The organism is Leptotrichia trevisanii DSM 22070 (genome assembly GCF_000482505.1).
Taxonomy (GTDB): Bacteria; Fusobacteriota; Fusobacteriia; order Fusobacteriales; family Leptotrichiaceae; genus Leptotrichia; species Leptotrichia trevisanii.
The window spans coordinates 59,076-79,459 of the sequence record NZ_AXVL01000004.1; the positions used below are offsets into that span (position 1 = coordinate 59,076).

The 20,384-nt window shown below is 25.3% G+C and carries 18 protein-coding genes; 1 reads left to right on the forward strand and 17 read right to left on the reverse strand.

Going from position 1 to position 20,384, the window contains the following annotated elements; translation table 11 throughout:
- Nucleotides 1-128: 128 nt before the first annotated feature.
- The 4 genes from K324_RS0100315 to K324_RS16580 form a co-directional block, all read right to left on the reverse strand.
- Nucleotides 129-983 (reverse strand): hypothetical protein, encoded by an 855-nt coding sequence (locus K324_RS0100315; protein ID WP_026747379.1) that lies wholly within the window; start codon nt 981-983, stop codon nt 129-131.
- 82 nt (nt 984-1,065) lie between these two features.
- Complete coding sequence (gene hisH, locus K324_RS0100320) at nt 1,066-1,695, reverse strand: imidazole glycerol phosphate synthase subunit HisH (RefSeq protein ID WP_026747380.1); 630 nt, start codon at nt 1,693-1,695, stop codon at nt 1,066-1,068.
- A 113-nt stretch (nt 1,696-1,808) separates the two neighbouring features.
- Nucleotides 1,809-2,432 carry a PD-(D/E)XK nuclease domain-containing protein gene (locus tag K324_RS16575; protein ID WP_345940140.1) on the reverse strand — a complete coding sequence of 208 codons (624 nt, stop codon included), beginning with the start codon at nt 2,430-2,432 and terminating at the stop codon, nt 1,809-1,811.
- 94 nt (nt 2,433-2,526) lie between these two features.
- The gene (locus K324_RS16580) at nt 2,527-3,468 is read right to left on the reverse strand and encodes an AAA family ATPase (protein WP_345940141.1); all 942 of its coding nucleotides are present in this window, start codon (nt 3,466-3,468) and stop codon (nt 2,527-2,529) included.
- Between the two features lie 191 nt (nt 3,469-3,659).
- Between K324_RS16580 and K324_RS0100330 the strand changes: the two genes are divergently transcribed.
- On the forward strand, nt 3,660-4,238 hold the full coding sequence (locus K324_RS0100330) for a DUF5362 domain-containing protein (RefSeq protein WP_036094831.1): 579 nt from the start codon (nt 3,660-3,662) through the stop codon (nt 4,236-4,238).
- A 253-nt stretch (nt 4,239-4,491) separates the two neighbouring features.
- Here the strand turns inward: K324_RS0100330 and K324_RS0100335 are convergent, their stop codons facing one another.
- The 13 genes from K324_RS0100335 to K324_RS0100395 form a co-directional block, all read right to left on the reverse strand.
- Entirely contained in the window at nt 4,492-5,409 is a 918-nt protein-coding gene (locus K324_RS0100335; protein ID WP_026747382.1) for a cell division protein FtsZ, read from the reverse strand.
- A gap of 151 nt (nt 5,410-5,560) precedes the next feature.
- Nucleotides 5,561-7,300 (reverse strand): NERD domain-containing protein/DEAD/DEAH box helicase, encoded by a 1,740-nt coding sequence (locus tag K324_RS0100340; RefSeq protein ID WP_026747383.1) that lies wholly within the window; start codon nt 7,298-7,300, stop codon nt 5,561-5,563.
- A 53-nt stretch (nt 7,301-7,353) separates the two neighbouring features.
- The gene (locus K324_RS0100345) at nt 7,354-8,331 is read right to left on the reverse strand and encodes a type I restriction enzyme HsdR N-terminal domain-containing protein (protein WP_026747384.1); all 978 of its coding nucleotides are present in this window, start codon (nt 8,329-8,331) and stop codon (nt 7,354-7,356) included.
- Nucleotides 8,332-8,422: 91 nt separating this feature from the next.
- Nucleotides 8,423-8,851 (reverse strand): SMI1/KNR4 family protein, encoded by a 429-nt coding sequence (locus tag K324_RS0100350; RefSeq protein ID WP_026747385.1) that lies wholly within the window; start codon nt 8,849-8,851, stop codon nt 8,423-8,425.
- A gap of 46 nt (nt 8,852-8,897) precedes the next feature.
- Nucleotides 8,898-9,557 (reverse strand): HNH/ENDO VII family nuclease, encoded by a 660-nt coding sequence (locus K324_RS14040; protein ID WP_036094834.1) that lies wholly within the window; start codon nt 9,555-9,557, stop codon nt 8,898-8,900.
- Entirely contained in the window at nt 9,541-12,630 is a 3,090-nt protein-coding gene (locus K324_RS0100360) for an ATP-binding protein (protein WP_051354348.1), read from the reverse strand. The genes K324_RS14040 and K324_RS0100360 overlap by 17 nt, the downstream gene beginning before the upstream one ends.
- A 1-nt stretch (nt 12,631) precedes the next feature.
- Nucleotides 12,632-13,240: a hypothetical protein gene (locus tag K324_RS0100365; RefSeq protein WP_026747387.1), complete on the reverse strand. Its 609-nt coding sequence runs from the start codon at nt 13,238-13,240 to the stop codon at nt 12,632-12,634.
- On the reverse strand, nt 13,233-15,266 hold the full coding sequence (locus K324_RS0100370; RefSeq protein WP_026747388.1) for a dynamin family protein: 2,034 nt from the start codon (nt 15,264-15,266) through the stop codon (nt 13,233-13,235). The genes K324_RS0100365 and K324_RS0100370 overlap by 8 nt, the downstream gene beginning before the upstream one ends.
- A 30-nt stretch (nt 15,267-15,296) precedes the next feature.
- On the reverse strand, nt 15,297-16,247 hold the full coding sequence (locus K324_RS0100375) for a hypothetical protein (protein WP_026747389.1): 951 nt from the start codon (nt 16,245-16,247) through the stop codon (nt 15,297-15,299).
- 68 nt (nt 16,248-16,315) lie between these two features.
- Nucleotides 16,316-17,365 carry a dynamin family protein gene (locus K324_RS14045; protein WP_051354349.1) on the reverse strand — a complete coding sequence of 350 codons (1,050 nt, stop codon included), beginning with the start codon at nt 17,363-17,365 and terminating at the stop codon, nt 16,316-16,318.
- 265 nt (nt 17,366-17,630) lie between these two features.
- On the reverse strand, nt 17,631-18,527 hold the full coding sequence (locus K324_RS15090) for an HPr family phosphocarrier protein (RefSeq protein WP_051354350.1): 897 nt from the start codon (nt 18,525-18,527) through the stop codon (nt 17,631-17,633).
- 36 nt (nt 18,528-18,563) lie between these two features.
- Nucleotides 18,564-19,286, reverse strand: coding sequence for a hypothetical protein (locus K324_RS0100390; RefSeq protein ID WP_026747390.1), 723 nt, complete (start codon nt 19,284-19,286; stop codon nt 18,564-18,566).
- 2 nt (nt 19,287-19,288) lie between these two features.
- On the reverse strand, nt 19,289-20,221 hold the full coding sequence (locus K324_RS0100395) for a helix-turn-helix transcriptional regulator (RefSeq protein ID WP_026747391.1): 933 nt from the start codon (nt 20,219-20,221) through the stop codon (nt 19,289-19,291).
- Nucleotides 20,222-20,384: the final 163 nt, after the last annotated feature.

Sequence of the window (20,384 nt, forward strand, 5' to 3'; positions counted from 1 at the left end):
AATTGTACTGCAAAATTTATCAAAAGAAGTTAGGTTATTCCAAAACACAAAGGAAAATTCCTCATATTTGGAATATCTGCTCCAACAACCATACTCAAATTCTAATTTTGATAAAAATTCTCAAAATATTAATCAAACATTCTTATTTTATCCAAATTTTTTTGAAATATTTTCTTATTATTGTAAAAATCAATTTTATTCGCCTTTGCCAGCTCTGATTTTATATACCAGTTTTGATACCTGTTGTAATACAATATTTCTTCACTTGGTTTATTTTTTCCTTCAAAATTTTCATAATAAAAATCAATTGCATCCTGCGTACGATTTTCATTTAAATAAAAACTTATCGCAAGCCATCCCATCGTCAATTTATATGCCCATGCCTGCTCATCAGAAATACGTGATTCTTCTGTTTTTGCTTTATCATCGCACATTTTCATAATGGAATTTAAACTTGCAAGTGCTGCTTTCTCATCAGTTTTCATAACATTCCAAATGGCATCTTCTCCTATTGCATACGTTACAGCAATTCTAGTGATTAGATAATCAGGATATTCTTTTTTAAGTTTTTCATAATTTTTATCAAATGCTGCTGTATCTCCTTTGTTAGAATAATACATATTTGAAAAAAATAATTTTGACACTTCAGAAGGATTATATTTTTCATACCGCTTTAAATTATTTAATTTTTCAGCATCACTTTTTCCAAGTGCATTATAAATATTTATCAAATTTTCTGATAATACAAAATTCTTCTCATTCTTTTTCAGCAATTCTTCGATTTTTAATGCCAGATTTTTTACTTTTTCCCTATCAGGTTCACTCACTACATTAGGTATTTCTTTATCCAGTTCTATTGTTTTTACTATTATTTCCTGAGAAACTCCTAATTTTGACAAATCCTGCCTTATCATTTCGCTTCGACTTTTAGCATTCATATTCACTACAACAAGAAGACTTATCAATAATATTATTTTTTTCATAAATACCTCTTTCTCAATTAAAAAATAAGTTATCAAAACAAAAAAAATCAACAAATCAAGCAAAATAATTGTAATGTTACTTTTATTTTATTAATTCTCCCCAGTTTTTTAATAACTTCAATCCAGTATCTCCACTTTTTTCAGGATGAAACTGCATTCCATAGACATTTTCATTTTTTACAATTCCAGGTATTTTTATTCCATACTCTGAATATGCAACAATATTTTTCATATCTGTTTTTGCAAAATACGAATGAACGTAATAAACATATTCATTATTGTCTACATCTTTTAAAATTTCATCATCTTTAAATCCGTTATTTATGGCTAAACTATTCCATCCCATATGAGGTATTTTCAAATCAGAGTTTTCAGAAATATATTTTTTTATGTCCTCAACTGTTCCATCTATAAGCCCAAGCCCTTCATATTCCCCATACTCATAACTTTTCTCAAAAAGCATCTGCATACCAAGACAAATTCCCAAAAACGGCTTCCCTTTTTTCACTTCACTTATCAAAGTCTCTTTTAGCCCATATTTTTCCAAATTCCCAATAGCATCTCTAAAAGCCCCGACTCCTGGCAATATTATCCCCTTAGCATTTTTTATCTCTTCAATATTATTAGTCAGCTTTGTATCCAGTCCGACATAGTTTAAAGAAGACAATAAGGAAAAGAGATTACCTACTCCATAATCAATCACTGCTATCATAATTATAAAATATCCTTTCTCTATTTTTAATTTATTATAATTTATTTCATACACCATTATTTATTCCAAAAAAGAAGCAAAATATAATAACCCTTTCTTTTTGCCTCATTAAATTAACTATTTTTCACTATTTTGCATTTCGCTTTAACTTTTTTCCCATAAAACGCCATCCCCATATACACAATTTCCTTTATTCCTTTTTTTCTCAACAACACAGGATATTTTTTATCTTCAATTTGACTCAACGCTTCTTCTGCTTTTTCTTCAAGTTCTTCCACAGTTTTAGCTATTTTAAATTCAAATATATATCCTACATTATTTTTATTTATTGGCTCTAAAGCCAAATCATTTCTGCCATATCCTGTTTCATTGTTTGACAAAACTATATATTCTCTATCAAGGTACAACATCATTCCTAAAATTAGTGTGTGATATGGTTTTTCAATTTTAGAAGTATCGTGATAACTCATTGATACTAAAAATATTTCATTCAAAAGTTTTTCAAATCTTTCAATATCAAGATTTTTAAACGTTTTTATCATTTCTCTAAATCTGCTTGAACCTCCTAAATTTTGAACAAACATATCTTTAAAAAATGTTTTTATTTCATAATTTGGCAATTTTAAAGTATACTCATTCATAGCTACTTTTTCTTCAACAGTTAAATAACCTCCAAAAAGTGATAATTGCCACACTTCTTCCGGATCCTTCAAATTATCCATATTTGAGGAAGCCATAACAGTCTGTTCTGTCGTTCCATTATTAAATAAATCCTTTAACTCGTCAAATAATTCTTTATTAGAATTTTCTATTGCTGAATGTATCAGTCTGTTATCTGTTATCAGAAGTATTTATCCAATAAACATTGATTTCTTTTTCATCGAGATAATTAATTATACTCCACGGATTATAAATTTGAATATTTCCGAACTTATAGCCATTATACCATTTTCTCACTTCTTCAATATTTTTGTCTAATCCATAATATTCCAAAGCATTTTTTACTTCTGTTTCAATCAAACCAAAACTTTCTGCATATTTATTATTCAAAACTGTATAAGTTTTCAAATTATTCAAGCCAGAAAATATCCCTTCCTTTGCCACCCTAAGTATCCCTGTTACAACCGAAAATTCCAAATATTCATTATCTTTTAACGCATTTGAGTAAAAACTTTTAAAAAATCTTTGTGACTTTTCATAATATCCCTCATTCCACGCACTTGTCATAGGAGTATCGTATTCATCTATTAAAATAATTACTTTTTTACCATAATATTCGTATAAATATCTTGATAGATTTTTTATTGAACTTTCCCAATCAGCCTCTTCTTTTTTTATCCATATTTTTTCAAATTCAACTAAATCTCTTTTTTTAAAATTTTTAGAAATATACTCAAATTTATCATACAAATCTGAAATAAGATTTTTAATATTTGAAAAGCTATCTTCCCAACTTTCTGCTTCCGCATTTCTCATACTTATAAAAATCACAGGATTTTGTCCCTGATATTTCATATACTCGCTTTTAGAAATATACAAATCATCAAATAATTTTTTATTTTCTTCCGCATTTTCTATATCAAAAAAATATTTTAACATCGACAAATTTAAAGTTTTCCCAAATCTTCTGGGCCTTGTAAATAATTTAACTTCTGATAAATCTTCCAATATTTCTTCTATAAATTTCGTTTTATCAATATAATAGCCATTTCGTATTATTATTTCCTTAAAATTGGAATTTCCTATCGCTAGTCCCTTTTTCTTTGCTTTCATAATTAATCCCTTTCTTTCCCTTTTTATTAATTAAATTATATCAGAAAAGATAAACTGTTGCAATAAAGAAAAAATAGTATTTTTATTCCATTTTATTTTAGTTTTACTTATCATTTTTGTTTTTTATTTTAAAATTTTGAAAAATCATTAATTTATGTTATAATAATTTAAATATACAAATGGAGGTTATCATGGATTTAGATAATAATAAAAATGAAATGGATTTTTTTAATGAAGAAAAGAATAATGAAAACAATCAAAGTGAACATCATTTTAACAATTTAAAAAAGTTAAATGAAATTAGAAATGAAGTAACAAATAATTTTAACGACAAAAAAGAAGGTTCTAATAGTTTTCAAACTGCTGTTAATACTGTAACAGAATCTATCACTTTAACATTGGATCCTGTAACAATAAAAAATATGAAGTTTATCGCAACAGTATTGAAAATTTTTTCAATTTTGGGAATGATTTCCGGTGTGCTTCAATCACTTATGTTCTTCTTTATAATTCCCCTTGTTACTGGTATTTTTACTATCGTAATCGCATTAAAATTTTCTAAGTCAGCCAGCTTTTTGGAAGAAGCGGTTCTTATGAATGACGAAAATAAATTAAAATCATATTTTAACGAACAAGCCAAGGCTTTAAAATTATATATTATTTTTATAATCGTTAGCATTGTCCTTACTATTATTTATTGTGTTTTTATTTTTTCTATAGTTTTAACAGGTGTCTTAAATCATCCTGACTATTCTCGTTATTCATATTAAATTCAAAATTTATAAAATTTAGTGCAATTAAAAAAAGATCCCTAAAAATAGGGATTTTTTATTGAAACTATTTTCTAGCAATTCATACTATTCTCCATTTACATAGCGAATATTTAATAAGTTTTGTAAATTACATATTATTTAACAAGGAATTAAAACTAAAGAATTATATTTTAATCATTTAGAAATACTAGGTTTTTATTCTTTGTTGAAAAAGTTTGTGATAAATTCGTTATTTAAATGGGAAATAGTATTAAACGCTGGAAATTACCACAGTCTTTATTTTTTTAATTACCTCATAACCCTCATTAATCATAACTCCCCATATGAGATTAACATTCTTATCTTTTATAATATTTGAAATTTTCTCAGTTATTTGTCCAATATCTGCAAGTGATACATTTTTTCCTGTGGTAAAATTTATTAAAACTTTTTTTGCGTTTTCCAATTTTCCTTCAAATATGTTATTTTCCATAAGTTGCTCCATTATTTTCTCAACTGCATTATCTCCCCTACCTTCACCTACACGAATAATTGTATCTTTTGAGTTATGTAAAACAGCCTTTATATCCAGTAAATCAATATTCATAAATCCAACTTCTGTCAAAATATTTACAATGCTTTCAATACCTTCCTTTATAATCTCATTAATTTTATTATAAGCAACTTCAAGTGGCTCTTTCCTGTCTATATGATTGTACAACTTTTCATTAGGAATCACAATCAAGCTATCTGTATTTTTCTCAACTTTCTTCATCCCCATATTTGCAATTTTCAAAGTTTCAAATCCCTCCAGATAAAATGGACGGGCAACAATACTTATTGTAAAAATCTGTAATCTTTTTGCAACTTCAAGAATGACAGGCATTATACCACTCCCGGTAGCCCCGCCAATTCCTGAAACTAAAAATAAAATATCCGTCCCTTTCAGCAGTTCCCGAAATTGATTTTCACACTGAAACGCCACTCTTTCAGCCTGTTCCCTGGTACATTCCTTAACTCCTGTATCTAAAAAAATCTTCTTCTCCGCCCGACTAAAATTAGAATTTCTACTATCCGTATCAATAGTTATATATTCAATTTTCCGCACATTTGATGCTAGCATAAAATTAACAAAATTTATCCCCATCCCGCCAATTCCAATAACCTTCACATTCATTTTATCCTTCATACCAATCCCATTCTTGCAAATACAAATTATTGCAAATCTCCCTTCTATTGAAAATATTTAATTTTGAAATTAATTTTCTATTTATAGGTATATTTTAACAGATTAGAGAGGGTATTTCAAGGAAAGAGTAAAAATTTTAGAAAAACTAAAACTAATATATTATTTCTCTCACTTCTACATCTAAAGCCTCTCCTATAAATGCATTACAATTTTTTTCATTTATCTTCTTTCCAGCCATATTTTCACAAACAGCTAATTTATCTTCTTTACTTAAATATGCGATATAGCTTAGAAAATATTTAGCTCTAGAAGCCCCAACGTGCATTACTTTTTTATGAATTTTATTATTAAAAATTTCCTTTTCAATATCAATAAGAATCACAACTGCTGCTTCCAATCCTTTATATTTTCTAGCTGTTGTGAATAAAATTCCTTTTTCTCCAAGATTATGCGTTATAACAAAATTCCCAATTTTACTGTGTCCTGCTAAAATACTTTTATTTTCTGTCTTTACAGTTAATATCACTATTTTAGAAATTGGTATCCCATCATTTACATATTTTTTTATTTCATCGTTTAATTTACTCAAAATTTGTTCTTTTTTAGAAATAATATAAAAAACTGGTTTTGTACCTTGTACATTGTCACGCAATTTGCACTTTTTTATTCCTAATATTCTATTTGAGGAAGAAGCAATACTTTTTGTATTTCGACAATTTATAGATAATACTAGCCTGCATTCAATTCTGTCTGTCGAAAGTATCGAAATAGAACCTTCCTTATTTACAAGTTGATTTTTGTCGTAAAAAACATAAAAACAACTATCCTCTATTTCAGCAATTGTATACAATGCACTAATTTCATCATGTGTAAAATCCTGACCTTCATCAATAATAATATGCTTATAATCCCAGTTATAATCACTATAGTTATTTAAAAAATCTAATTTTTCTTGTAATGTTGAATACTGTCCTTTTATCTTATAATGTTTTTTTACCAGTTTATCCATACTAAAAAAATAAGTATTTGGCAATTCTTCTTTGTATTTTTCTAATAAATATTTATATAAAAATTCATTAAAACATAAGAACAATACTTTATCGTTCTGTGTTTCTGGATTCTGTAAAAGTCTACGAGCCTTCTCAATTGCCAGCATAGTTTTTCCAGTTCCAGCACCACCTTGTATTGCTGCAACACGCTGTTCATCTAGATATTCAATGAGCCTAACTTGTTCTCTTGTCATTCGATTAAAATAATATTCAGCCTCTTCCATTATATTTGAAACACTCATAATTACATTAAATTCAGGAGAGAGAGTTCTAATAACATTAGTTTCATCATTTTTATCGTAAAGGCTGTTTTCCTTAAAATTATAGTAGTCAAAAACTCTTTTAATTGCCTTTTCAATATTATTTAAATCTTTTTTTATAAGCAGATTACCTTCACTAAAGTTCGGTGGTAAAGAACCTAATTGGTTATAACTTTCAGCCATTGTAAACCACACTGCACATTCTACACGATATTCCCTTCCTGAATTAATATTTTTTTCTAATAAGTCAATAAATGTATATTTACTTCTCTCTGCTTGTACCATTGGATCTTTCATATTCTTTCGTTCTTTAGTCCTACTATTAACTTGACTCCATTCCCCATTCTTACAATAAATCTCTCCAGATTTCACTTCTATAACTAGAATCCCTCTTTTAGGATGAAAAATGGTAAAATCGCTTTCTCCCCAAAACACTCCATATTTCTCTTTTCTATTCCAATGCAAAGAATAAAAAACAATATAGTCATCGGGCAATTTTGACAGTGCCTTGTATATTTGATACTCTCCATAACTGTTGTGAAAATTGGATTCTGTTAGATTTGTTGGAATTATTTTTGCCATTTTGATTATTTCCTTTTTTAAAATTTATAGAAATCTTTTTAAAAATTATTTTTTTATATTAAATAATTATGATTTAAATAACAATAATCTAAGATTTGAGTTGCTATTTTTATTGTTTCATCTATTATTCTATTTATATTATTAAAAGTGCTATTCATTTCTTCGAAAACACTCTCTACATTTTTTATGAATTTAATTTTTTCATTATTATAAGGATTTTTTAACCATGAATCTTTTAAAACATAATTACTATTTCCTGTAAAATATTTATATGGAAAATTTTCATTTAATTCTGAAATATTATATCTCAACAAACCTAATTGAAAATCTATTATTTCATAACCACTATTTAGTAATTCAGTTTTTAAAATTTCAGTCCAAACGTCTATTTTGATGTCATTTGAATCAAATTCCAGATAAATATTATTATTTTCTTCTTTTTTCACTAATGGAAGTATATTATAATTATTCTTTCTTGTAATACTCATTATATTTTGAATTAATTTTTCTTTATTTCTATAAAGCCTAATCCAATTCTCAAATGTATTATATCTATCTTCTAAATTTCTTAGTACTTCTCCTCTATACAAACTGAATTTTCCTAATAAAGCGACTAATTTAACTTCTAAATCTTCTATACTATCATTTATTAAATCTCCTAAAAATAATAATTCATTGTTTCTATTATAAACTAGTATTGTTTTAAAATTTGACAAACATATTATTTTTTTATTTAAGAATGTATTATATTCAATTGCCTGTAATAAAGTTTTTCCATCATTTATAGAAATATTAGAAGATTTTATTTCAAATAAAATATCACTACAAACTATATCAGCTTTTCTTACATTTGATAATAAGTTATTTTTTTGACCTTCTATACAACTATCTATTTTTTGTTCAAATATTATTTCATTATCTTCATATCCTAAATATAATAAAAAATCTCTAAATATTTTTTGTTTATAACTTTCTTCTTTTAAATTACCATTTTTTTCAAATAATTCTCGTAAATTTTTAAAAAAGTTCATTTTATTTCTTGCCTTTCTTTTAATTATAAATATATTCAATACAATAACTTAATATTTTTTTATTTCTTTTATGTCTTTTTTTATCATATCATTAATATTCATAACTAATTTCTTCAAATCTCTCCAAAATATATTCAAATAATTTCTTTTGCAATGCCACTACTCCATCATCTAAATTTGTATCAAATTCATATACATTATCATCTGAATCTAAAAAAATATAATCTCCATCACCCTTATTTTCAAATGCAATTAATGATTTTGTTTCTGGAAATTGTTCATTTAATTTTAGAGTATCTTTTACCATATCTGAATCAAATTCCTGTTTTTTATTTATTCCATAAAATTCTACAAATTTAAAAGCTAAAAAACCATATTCTAAAATATATTTTTTTAATTCCTTCCCAAAATTAAAATTTAATTTTTTTTCATATTTTTCAATATCTTCTTCTAAAATTAAATTATCTTTCTTACATTGTAATATATCATTATTTTTTAAAAATTCAACTAATTTATCCATTTTTCCTCCTAAATTTTTATTATATTTTTAACAATTTATTTTTTAATTATCTTTCTAACATCGCTAATCTGCTTCTCCAATGTTTAGGTCTTTGTATGTTATTATACTCTCTTTTTAATTCAGGATCACGTCTCCAACTTTCTATACTATTATCATGTAAAATTTTATGATTTTTACCGCCATGTTCACTATTTTCAGTTAATTCAGCAAATGGTGAATCAAATTTCTGATCCATATGATGAAGTTCTATTTTTTCACCTGTTTTTTCATATATTGGAGCCATTCCTCTTTCCATACGTTCTTTATTACTTAATCCTGTTTTTTCATCTATATAATCTAAATCTAAATCTTTCTTTACTAAACATTTTCTTCCATTAATTTCTTTTTCTTCTAAATCAGCAGCTTTATAAATTTCATACTGTTTCATATTTTTTATACAATCAATAATTTCTTTTGACCATCCTGTCTCTTCCCTTATCCTAGTTTTGTCACTTTCAGATATAGCAGGAAAACTTAATTTATTCAAATCAAGATTCTTTTCTTGATTCAATGAATTCAAAGATTCTAGTGAACCCGATTTTACTAAATCTAAATCTTGTTCTATAATTTTACCATTTTTCAATTCAGAAATTCCAAATTCTTCTAAATTGCCTATTTCATTAGGTTTAACTGAATTTTCAACAATAGATTTAATAAATTTCTCCATTTTTTATTTCCCCTTTCAATTTTTCAATTATTTCATCAATCTCTTTATCCGTTATTATAACAAAGAAATTCTTTATACTACTTATAATATCAATCTCAGCTATATTTTCTAATGTTATTTTATATATTATTTCTTGAATTAAAATTTCTTTGACCTTTTCTTTTAATCGTCTTTCGTATTCTTTCTCCATTATTTTTTTTAATTCAGTTATATTTTCTTCTTCAGGATACTTAATACTCTCCATTATTTTACTAAACAATTCTTCTGATACTATTTTATTTAAGCTGAATATTCCATTTCCTAGAAATTTTACTACAGATTCTACTATTTTTTGTGATAAAATTTTATTTAATTCTTCTAAAGTTGGGAAAATTAATTTGATATTTTTAGAAATTAAGCTGTTTTCGATTTCTTCCTTAATTTTTCTTATAGATTTTATTACTATATCTGTATCACATATCATTAAGGTTCTTAATAATTTGATTGATTTTTCATCTATTATATCTTGCAAACCTGAATCTATAATACTTAAATTTATACGCTCCTTTCTTTCTTCAGGTTCTTTACCATATAGTTTTGAATCTGAAATAAACTTATCATGAACATAATTTACTTTCACATTTATTGGATTTGCCATTCCTTCTTTATGGCAGACTGCAAATCCAGTCTTTAACATTCCCAAGTAAAGTGCATCCTCTCTTGAAAGTCCAATCGTATTTGCTATTATTTCCTGATCATCATAAGAAACTATCCTATGAATAATCTTATTTGATGAATTTTTTATTACATCTGGAGCAAGTTTAGTCGGTATCTGCTCAGCAATAATAACTCCTTGTCCGTATGAACGCATTTCTGCTATCATATTTGTAAAATGCTCTACTGCTTTTCCTTTAGGATTTCCCATATTTTCTGATATTCTTTCTGTACCAATATTTTTAAGTAATCTATGTGCTTCTTCAATTACTAATAAATGCTGTAATTCTAATTCCTTGCTTCCTTCTTCTTCTTTTTTTACTTGCCGATATTCATTAATAAATATTATAAGCAACCCTACACAAAAAGCTTTATCTGAATCATCTGCAAGTCCTTCCAATTCAAAAATAGTATTTTTGTTTAAAAGCTTTTCTATGTTAGCAAATTCATTTGTATTAAACATGAATCCTTTTGCACCATTACACAGACTTTCCAATCTTGTTTTTATAGCTGATTTTATATTCCCTGAAACTTCTCCTTCATATTGTAATTCTTTTTCTATGTATCTTTCAACCTCACATTTCAAATCATACATAGTTGGGAAAAGAAATTTGTGTGACGAAAGATTATATTTTTTATTCATTTTATCAATATCAAATAGATTATTAAAGCTTTTTTCGTTTATTAAATAAGGATGATACCCCAATACTAAATTCCAGCCTTTTTTAATATATATGTTTTGAAGACATTTTTCAAGAATATAGGGCATTGGACCATAAAATGAAAAAGAAGCATTAAATAAATCCTTTAAAAAATCAATATGCATCTGAGGACTTATTCCTGGAAGTATATAAAACGGATTCATCTGTAAGCAATTTATTTCAGGTTTTCCAAGAGTATAAACTTCAACATTTGTATTATTTTTAAGTTCAATATTTCTATATTCTTTTTTAGCTGGTTCTATTACCATAAATGGTTTTTCACAGTTTGATAAAATATTTTTAACGGTTGTAGTTTTTCCACTTCCTGTAATCCCACATACAAAAGTATGTTTATTTAAATCATCTTCTGTCATTTTAAAACTCATATTGTCTATAATATTCCCATTGTCTGAAACTTTTCCAATTTCAATTGTTTCTCCATTTGAATCAGGTAATCTCAATGAATACTGCCTTTGATTTATTAATTCAAAATTAGGTGTGCTGTCAGTTGGTAACGTACATATCAAACTTAATTCTGTAGAACTTAAATAAGTTGCCAGTGGATTTTCCATTTCTTTATCTGTCATTCCTTTTGGAATAAGTAAAGTTTCAGAAATATTATCAGAACTAAATGATTTAGCTGGTAATAATTTGGAATTTGGTTTTGCAATTTCTCCGCTTAACGATGATTGTATAAGATTTCTTGCTAATTTTGAATCTGAAGAATAAGTAATCACAGTTTTCCACATTCCACAAGTTTTTCCTAATTTGAATCTTTCAATTCCTTCTTCTGCATATTCCATTAACTCTAAAGCAAAACTATTTTGTACATCTCCTGAAATTGTTTCATTATTTGAAATAGCATTTGAAACACTATCACTCCAATTTTTTCCTTTAGACCAATTGTGTGAATAAGAAACTCCTCCTCCAAATACCCAAAAAAATCCAGCATAAGCTCCTACTGTATGAGATGTATTTTCACTTTCTCCTTCAGTTCTAGTATCAGTCTTAGTTTTCCCCTGTTGTCTAGCAATATTTCTTTTACTTACTGCAAAACAGTTATCCTTAATTTGAATTAAATCTTCCATTTTTTTTGAAACTACATTTTCTGATACAGGAGTTGCAATAAATAATAATGTATAATTTTCACCATTCAATCCTCTCATTAGAGGAGAAATATCAAACTTCTGTTTTTTATTTTCAATTTTACAAGAAGGAATAGCTGAAAATATCCCATTATATCTATTAATACATTTTTCAAATTTAGGTTCAATTTCTTCTAATTCTATTCCTAACAATAATCCTGAAATAACTTTTTTTATTAATTCTATATTTTCAGTATTATTAATCCCAAAAACAATATTAGCCATTCCATCTATTGTTACTACTCCGTATGTTACAGTTAATCCTAACGGATGAATAGCAGAAAATAATTTTTGCATTTTTTGATACAAATAGTCAAATTCATCTCCGATTTTTTCAACAGAGCAACTTTTTATCCTAAAATATTTAAATTTATTCAAAATTGATGAAGAATCTTTTTCAATATACGATTCAAGCTGATTTTCTCCAATTAAATAGTGTGGATATAAAGTTTTCAAAAGTTCATTACCTTGTATTGTAATAACTTCTGTATCTCTTCTAAATTCTTTTTCATGTTTTTCTAGTTCATTCTCCATTTTATTTCTCCTCAAAATAATTAATAATATCTCTTACTCTTTTATTGTAGTATTTTTCAATTTCATGAAACCAAGCAATAAATTCTTTTTTTGTCTTATCTAAAAATTCATCTACAGCCTTTTCCAAATTTCTTTTATTTGCTGAGGGCTTTAAAAAATAAGATGCTCCAAAAGCCATAATTGCTCCACAAATTATAGCAATAAAAGGAATATTTATATTATTTTGTAACACATATTTCAAAATTCCACCTATTGCCATCGTTCCTGCCGCCATTCCAAGTGAAGTGTATAATTTATTTGCTTCTTTATAGTCAATTTTATTAGTCACTTGAAATTTATATTTTTCTAATATCTCTTTTTTTATATTTGTTTCATAAAATTTACTTTTTCTTTCAATATCTTCAAATTCTTTAGATGCTAAAGTTCTTTTTGACATTTCTGAATATATATCTGTAATTAACATTTTACTTTTAATCGTCAAATCTAATGAAATTTTGTCAATAATTTTTTTAATTATACTGTCTATATTTGAACTTAAATTGAATACTTCATATGATTCTTTTTTTAAATCTAAAAATATTTCATCTATATCTTTTTCTCTATTATACATACTCTTTTATTTCCTTTCTTAAATTTTCAATTTTTTCTTTAAATGTATTTACTTCTTGAATTATACATCTTAGTTTCTCAATTTTTTCTTTTATTTCTTCTGTTTTCGCTTTTTCTTCAAGTAATTCATTTAATTTTTGTTTTTCTTCATTTGCATTTTTAAATAATTCTTCTGTATATTTGTCACTAATACTACAAACAAAATCTATTAAATTATTCACAACTTCTTTTTGAATTTTTTTTATTCTATCAAGTATATTATTTTTTAGTACTTCAAAATGTTTATTTCTTGAATATTCAGAATAAAAATGTGTTTTCTTAAATGTTACTCCAGTTTCATAAGACTTTTCTTCATTAGCCTCTTTTTCAGTTTCATCCTTCATATTTTTAAAATCTTCTTCTGTAAAATTCGGTTCTAATACTTGATATGATATTTTTGATCCGTCACTTAATAAAATTAATGTTTCATTACATTCTTTAACTATTTCTTCCTGTATAACTTTTTGAAATTCTTTTTGCTCTTCTATTTTTCTAAACGATATTTTTTCTAATTCATTTATGGAATTATCATTTTCTGCATCAAGAGATTTAATTTCTTTTTCTAACTCTGAAATTTTTTCTTCTGCTTTTTTTTCTATTATCCCTTTAGAATTTATATATTTGAATCTTACTTCATCTACTTTTCTACTAATTTTTATATTAATTTCATCAATTTTTTTCTGAATTTCATTAATTTCTTTTGCAAATTCAGTAGGATCTTTTGTAATTTTAGATTCATACCGTTCAATATTATCACTTATACCAGCTTTTATTTTCTCACAAATATTTGAAATATTATTCACTGCCTCATTTAAAGCATAATACTGTGATTTTCTTGCAAATTTTTCTATTGCTTCATTTATGTCTTCAAATCTTGATTTTTCTATTAAGTATTTCATATAACTACTTTTTTCTGATACATTTATTGGTGGATTCATAAAACCTTCAATTTGATTGTTATTCTGTAATTCAAATAAATATTCTTTTATATCATCATAAGTTGAATATTTTGAAATCTCATTAAGAAACATCTGTACTTTACTATCTACTACAACTATCTGTCCCTCATCAACTTTACTTCCATACTGTTTTTTTGCCTCTTCTTTTTGTTTTTCTAAATTCTGATTATTTAAATCTGCTGCACGTGTTAGTATTAAAAATAAAGTTCCCTTATTTCTTTCTACACTTCCCTTATCTAAAAATTTTTTGAATGAAGTTGATTCTAATGCCTGTCCTGTTATAGATTTTAAAAACATTATTGCATTTGCTGTTTCTATATAATTTTCACTTACATCTCCTACATGTCCTGCTGCATTTACTCCTGGACTGTCTATTATTTCTATATTTTTTAGTGATTCTATTTTAAATGGATATAAAATTACCATTTTTGTAATAATATTCTGCCATTTATTTTTATTTTCTTCAATGTACCTTTTTATTTTACCATTGTATTCTTCTTCAGGTAAATTGTATATATTGTCTTCTTTAACCTCTTCTATTAAATTTTCTACTACTCTTTCAGATATTTTTCCTTTGTATTTTACTAATATCTCATTGTTAATAGTTGGAACAGGTATATCCCTATAATCATCATTTAATGCGGCATTATCTTTCAAAAATTTTGCTATATCCTCTTTACCTTTTATCTGTTCTTTTTTACCACCAGCATATTCAGCCAGTAAAGAAAATTCTTCTCCATATTTTATTTCTATAATTGAACTTGTACATTGCTTAACATCCATAGGAAGTATATCTTTACCTAAATAAGCATTTATAAAAGTAGATTTCCCACTTTTTGCTTCTCCTGCTATCATAAGTACAAACTTATCTTTCTTTATGTTTTCAATTTGGTTATTCAAGCCACTTATTGGTTTCTGAATTTGTCTTACTTTCTCTTTTACATCATTTTTTTCTATTATTTCCTGAAATTTCTCATTTAATTCTAATACTTTCTGTTTTTTTTCCTCATAATTATTTTTTTGAATCATTTTGCTATTCTCCTTTATTTTATAATATTTTTAAATATATTTCTTTATTTCTTCTCTTAAATTTTTAGCTTTATTTTCAAATAAAGTTATTTCTTTAATTAGATATTCTAATTTGTCAACTTTCATTTTTATATCACTCTCGTTTTTTTCTTCTAGTAACTCATTAAATTTTTGTTTATGTTCATTTGCATTTTTTATTAACTCTTTTACATACTCACTACTAATATTATTAACAAAATCTATTAGATTATTCACGACTTCTATTTGAATTTCATTCATTTTACCAAGTATATTTTCCTTTAGTATTTCAAAGTGTTTAGTTTTTGAATATTCAGAATAGAAATATGTTTTTTTAAATATTATTCCTGTTTCATATGATTTTTCTTCAAAAATATCTTTTTTAATTTCATCTTCCATATTTTTTAAATCTTCTTCTGTAAAATCTAGTTCTAGTGTTGGATATATTGCTTCAAATCTATCAATTAATGCATCAAATTCTTTGTTGTATTCTTCTACTATATCTCTTTGTATAATTTTACAAGACTCTTTTAATTCTTTTATTTTTTCTAATGATATTTTTTTTAATTCATTTATGGAATCATCATTTTTTGTATCAAGATATTCGATTTCTTTTTTTAACTCTAAAATTTTTTCTTCCGTTTTTATTAGTATTATTCCTTTAGGATTAATATATTTTTCTTTTACTTCATCTATTTTTCTACCAATTTTTATATTAATTTCATTAATTTTAGTTTTAATTTCGTCAATTTGAACTGCAAATTCAGTAGGATCCTTTGTTATTTTATCTTCATATAACTTCATTTCATATTTTAAACCATCTTCTATTTTTTTACAAATACTTGGGATTTCTTTTATTATTTCATTTAAAGCATAATATTGTTCTTTTCTTACAAATTTTTCTGTTCCTTCATTTTCTAATACTTTATTCTTTTTTTTATTATCACTATTTTTGTGAATCATTTTACTATTCTCCTTTTTTTAATTAGGCATTTTCAATTTTTTATTTTTTTTGTACTTTTTATTATACACTATTTAATTACTTTTCTTAAATTTTTAACTATAAATTTTAAAATTTCTTTATACGCGTTACTAAAATTAGATTTACTTTCCAAATATTTAATGTAATCAGCCTTATTAAATTTTTTTATGTTTATTGGTGGTGTCATAAAATTAAAATATAAACCTTCTTTTTCCAACTTTTCCAAATATTCCTCTATTTCTTTTGAATCCATATCTTTAATCTCATTAATGAAAAGTTGTACTTTGCTATCTAAATATTCTATTTGTTGAGTATTTACCTTATTACCATAAATTTTTACTGCTTCTTTTTTCAGTATTTCTAATTTTTCTTTTGTTTCACTTGAAGAATGAGTTAATAATAAAAATACATTTTCTTTATCTTTATTATTAGTATTTTTTTCAATAAACTTTATAAATGAATTTAACTCTAAGGCTTGTCCTATTATTGGTTTCACAAATATTATTGCATCAACATTTTTTATAACTTGATTTGTTATATCTCCTAATCTTCCCTCAGCATTGACACCTGGGCTGTCAACAATTATTACATTTTTAAATACTTCATTTTCAAAAGGATATGATATTTCTATTTCAGTTATTATCTTATCCCAGTTTTGTTTATTTTGAATATAATTTTTAATTTTTTGGCTATATTCTTCATAACAATATCCGTAAATATTTTCTTTTTCTACACTTTTAATAAAATCTTTTATACTTTTTTCATTAATATCATCTTTATTTTTTAATATAAAATTATTTATAAGAAATACTGGTAAATCTCTATATTTGTCATCAATTGAGGCTCCTTCTTTCAAATTTTTCCTAATTTTTTCAAAATTTGTTATAATTCTTGAACTATTCATATATTTTAAAATTAAAGATAATTTTTCTCCATATCTTATTTTTATAATAGAATTTGTACATTGTTTAGCATCAGTAGGTAAAATTTCTTTTCCTAAAAATGCATTAATAAAAGTTGATTTCCCGCTTTTGGCTTCTCCTGCAATCATTAGTATAATTTTATTTTCCCTTTTTTTATAGTTATTTTCTTGAATCATAATTAATTCCTTTTAATATTTTTATTATTTTACTACGGATATTATACCACACCTTCAAATATTTTCAAATTTTTTATTAAGTCTTAGCTAATATATGAATAAATTTTATTATATACTCGACCCCGTTTAAAATTGAACTACTAAAAATTATATAAATTTAAGGTTGGAGTAGAATAGCCATAACTTTTGAATTCGGTTTTAAAGAGATTTTACTATATTAATTTAAAATTTTTAATCTTACATTTTTTTATTAAAGATTTTATTATTATTTTATAAATCTCATCATGCTCCACTTAATCTCCGGCATCTCAAAATTCCTATCAAATTCCATCATAAACTCCTTATATGTAGGCACAATTATTTCCCCTGAATCCTCATATTTAAGTGTATTCTTTAATGAAACTATATATGCGTTTCTAAGTTTTCTTGTTACTTGAGACATTATTGAACCCGGAACATTAAAATACACATAAGGAATCATTGATTCTGATAATTTTTCTTCCAAATTATTTTTTTTAACATCTTCTTCTATAATATCTTTAATTCTCTTTTTTATAGAAGGAACTATTGTCCACATCGAATTATTAATTCTAAATTTCTTGTCAATTCGATAAACCATAACATCCCAAATTCTTTCAATTGAAGTTTTAACATCAAAGTCAGGTCCTGCCATCAAATTAAATGGATGAATAATACATCCTCCAATATTTATCCCAATACCTAGTTGATTATTTCTACGGCTACATATTATTCTCTTTCCAATTGTAAGATTATCTTTGTTAGATGCGGCTTCTTCAACAATTTTTTCTAATTCCTTTTCAATTTCTTCTGGACTTTTGTTTTTTTCTTTTTCCAGTTCTTCCTGTTCATCCACAATTGCCATTTCCTGCTTGCATATATCTTCTTCAGCTATAATTCCTAAAAGATTTGATACTGTTTCCAATGCTTCTTCCTCGTCAGTTCCATCTGCATAAATAGTAATTTCTGAACCCATTTTAATTCCAAAACCGCTTAACATCAATGAAGATTTATTTTTTATTTTTTTTCCATCATACTCAATTTCAATTTTACTTTCAAATTCTCGTGCTTTTCGCATAACCTCCGTAGTAAAATATATGTCTATTCCGTAGCGGTAATTAAAAATTATTGTTTTACTAACCATTTTTCTATCTCCTTTTCTTTTTCCTATTCAAAAAATTTATACTTTTCTATTCATCCCCTTCAACTCCTCTTCCTTCCTATCCCTAAACATCTCCTCAATCTCAATTTTATTCACAAATCCTTCCCTTTTTAAGAGTAATTTTTCATATTCAGATAACAATTTTTGTCTTTCTGCCTCTTTTTCTGCTAATTCTGCTAATGTATCTATTAGTTTTTTACTTAAATTTACTCTTTCTGAATTGATAACAAGATCCAATTTTAACTGTTTTTCACTAAGTATTGAATTGTATAGTTTTCGGGACTGTTTTATTGTATTTTTTAAAATTTCCTTTTTTCTATTGGTTTCAGTCCACACGTTTGTAAACTTATTTTCTTTCTTTATTTCCTGTGATAATTCTTTTTTATAATTATTAATTTTGCATACTTCATTATAAAGTTTTGAATTATATTTATTTTTTATTTCTCTTATAAATTTTTTTAACTCAAATGTATAAGGATAAACTCCATTTTTATCATTTATTATCAGTTTATCTTTTTGTAAATCATAATCGATAAAAACTTCCTTTAATGCTTTTATTTTTTTGTGAAAAAAAGCAATTTTATTTTCTACTCCTTTGATTTCCCATTCTTTCATAATTATTTCCCAATTGCTTTTTATCAATATTGAATGATTCTGATCAATTATGCTATCTATTTCTTCAAGTTCTGAAATAAATCTTTGAACATCATCAGAATACTTATTAAAATTAAAATTTTCCATTTCTAATCCTCCAATATTTTTACTTTTTTCCCTTGACTTCTAAGCCACATTTTAATTCCTTCTTTTCCATAAATTTCAGCCCAAATTGTATATTTTTTCATATTATTTTCCAAATTTTCCTCTTTCTTTATTTCTGCCGTTGGTAACCTATCCAGAACTACTTCTTTCAGCCCTGTATATTCAAATTTTACTTTATGCAATTTTCCTGAATACATAAATTGTATCCTTTTTCTAAATTCTCCATCTTCAAATCTTGAATTATACGGAATATCAAATTTTTTATTTGTATTTCTGACTTCCGTTATTCTGTCAATCCTAAAGACAATTGGTATCTCATCATCTTTATTTACCATAAATACAATTAGATAAAAGTAAAATTCTGAAAACATTATTGAAAGTGGCTTTACTGCATGAAATTTCTTTTTTCCAATGTTAGACGTATATTCAATTTCTATAATTTTTCTGTCAGTAATGTATTTGGATAAATTCCAAATCGATTTAAGGAGAGGTTTTCCGTGTTGTAATTGAACATAGTTAAATCGCTCATTTTTTATGATTTTTTCAATTCTCTTATAGCTGTCACTACTGGCTGCCTGCTTTGCTATTTTCCTTAAAAGAATCTCTAATTCTTCCTTACAAAATGCTCTACTTTCCAGCAATATTTTACTAATTGCTAATATTTCCTCATTAGTAAATACATTTATATTCACATCTTTTTGCAGTTCATAGCCCTCTTTTTGCCAATTATATACAACCTTGCTTTGATTTTTTTCAGCATAATAACTGTTTAATGTATCAAAATCACGCTGAATACTCTTTTCACTAACTCCATATTTCTCAGACAATTTTTTCTTTTTTAAAATTTCTCCTTTTTCCAGTTTTTCCTTAATTTCTATAAACCTAAATAACTTCTCTGTTTTTACTGACTTTTCCATCTTTTTCCTTTCCATAAAATTTAGTGAATCAATATTTTCATTTTATTTATAATTTGTATATCCTTAGAATTATACCTCAAAAAAAAGGCTTTTCCAATTTTATAATGATTATATCATAATAAGTTGGACACTTTTTGTCCATATCTACAAAAAATTATAAAAT

Bases quoted from the DNA above. Each gene is read 5' to 3' on its own strand.
- K324_RS0100315 (WP_026747379.1), bottom strand. From the start codon at position 983: ATGAAAAAAATAATATTATTGATAAGTCTTCTTGTTGTAGTGAATATG.
- K324_RS0100345 (WP_026747384.1), bottom strand. From the start codon at position 8,331: ATGAACTTTTTTAAAAATTTACGAGAATTATTTGAAAAAAATGGTAAT.
- K324_RS14040 (WP_036094834.1), bottom strand. From the start codon at position 9,557: ATGGAGAAATTTATTAAATCTATTGTTGAAAATTCAGTTAAACCTAAT.
- K324_RS0100350 (WP_026747385.1), bottom strand. From the start codon at position 8,851: ATGGATAAATTAGTTGAATTTTTAAAAAATAATGATATATTACAATGT.
- K324_RS0100370 (WP_026747388.1), bottom strand. From the start codon at position 15,266: ATGATTCAAAAAAATAATTATGAGGAAAAAAAACAGAAAGTATTAGAA.
- K324_RS0100395 (WP_026747391.1), bottom strand. From the start codon at position 20,221: ATGGAAAAGTCAGTAAAAACAGAGAAGTTATTTAGGTTTATAGAAATT.
- K324_RS0100390 (WP_026747390.1), bottom strand. From the start codon at position 19,286: ATGGAAAATTTTAATTTTAATAAGTATTCTGATGATGTTCAAAGATTT.
- K324_RS16580 (WP_345940141.1), bottom strand. From the start codon at position 3,468: ATGAAAGCAAAGAAAAAGGGACTAGCGATAGGAAATTCCAATTTTAAG.
- K324_RS0100330 (WP_036094831.1), top strand. From the start codon at position 3,660: ATGGATTTAGATAATAATAAAAATGAAATGGATTTTTTTAATGAAGAA.
- K324_RS15090 (WP_051354350.1), bottom strand. From the start codon at position 18,527: ATGGTTAGTAAAACAATAATTTTTAATTACCGCTACGGAATAGACATA.
- hisH (WP_026747380.1), bottom strand. From the start codon at position 1,695: ATGATAGCAGTGATTGATTATGGAGTAGGTAATCTCTTTTCCTTATTG.
- K324_RS0100340 (WP_026747383.1), bottom strand. From the start codon at position 7,300: ATGGCAAAAATAATTCCAACAAATCTAACAGAATCCAATTTTCACAAC.
- K324_RS14045 (WP_051354349.1), bottom strand. From the start codon at position 17,365: ATGATTCAAGAAAATAACTATAAAAAAAGGGAAAATAAAATTATACTA.
- K324_RS0100360 (WP_051354348.1), bottom strand. From the start codon at position 12,630: ATGGAGAATGAACTAGAAAAACATGAAAAAGAATTTAGAAGAGATACA.
- K324_RS0100335 (WP_026747382.1), bottom strand. From the start codon at position 5,409: ATGAAGGATAAAATGAATGTGAAGGTTATTGGAATTGGCGGGATGGGG.
- K324_RS16575 (WP_345940140.1), bottom strand. From the start codon at position 2,432: ATGGCTTCCTCAAATATGGATAATTTGAAGGATCCGGAAGAAGTGTGG.
- K324_RS0100375 (WP_026747389.1), bottom strand. From the start codon at position 16,247: ATGATTCACAAAAATAGTGATAATAAAAAAAAGAATAAAGTATTAGAA.
- K324_RS0100365 (WP_026747387.1), bottom strand. From the start codon at position 13,240: ATGTATAATAGAGAAAAAGATATAGATGAAATATTTTTAGATTTAAAA.